The organism is Candidatus Cardinium sp. cBcalN2 (assembly GCF_022810445.1).
Taxonomy (GTDB): Bacteria; Bacteroidota; Bacteroidia; order Cytophagales; family Amoebophilaceae; genus Cardinium.
In genome coordinates, this window is the sequence record NZ_JAACGD010000176.1 from 1 (window position 1) to 626 (window position 626).

The window sequence follows — 626 nt, forward strand, 5'->3', positions numbered from 1 at the left end:
AATATCAACTACTACAGTTTGAATCTACAGATGATGACCATGCTATGCTTAAAGAAAAAGTAAGGTATGGCCTTGACATGTTTTATCATATTGTCTATGGTTTTAGGATTATTGATCTAATACCTGCCTTTGGTAATCTCGTAGCAATTTATAGTTCTAGTATGGAGCATTCCCGGGAGCAACAAGATCGGTTACAACGCGTACCCATAGAGGTAATCTATTGCTTAACCACTGACCTCTGTTTTGCTTCTTTTATTGCCAATAAGCATACTACACTCGATCAAACTAACAACCAGGTTGGTAACCTTACTAATTATGTAAGTAACTTATTGCAACGAGTAAAAAATTAAGTTTTGTCAGGTGTTTTTTAAACATATTACATGTCGTTTTTCCTTGAGCTATAGCAATTTGGAAAAGATCATGCATAAGATACCCAAAATTGACCATGTTAGATTAGAGCACCATCAGCAAGCAAAACCTACAGCTGAAATAGCCAAATAGCCTCTCGTACGTTTAAAGCCCGCGTAGTGGGCAAGTCCTGTTTTTTTAGCTGTAAGTCTTACGTTCAGCAATGCTTTACTCAGGGCTTAATTTCTCCCCTTTTTTCTGTAGCCGTTCAGCGCAGT

General features: G+C 37.5%; 1 protein-coding gene. It reads left to right on the forward strand.

What is annotated here, in order from left to right:
• A partial coding sequence (locus MUW74_RS04185; protein WP_243519319.1) for a hypothetical protein occupies window positions 1-350 on the forward strand: 350 nt, incomplete at its 5' end.
• Between the last annotated feature and the right edge of the window lie 276 nt (window positions 351-626).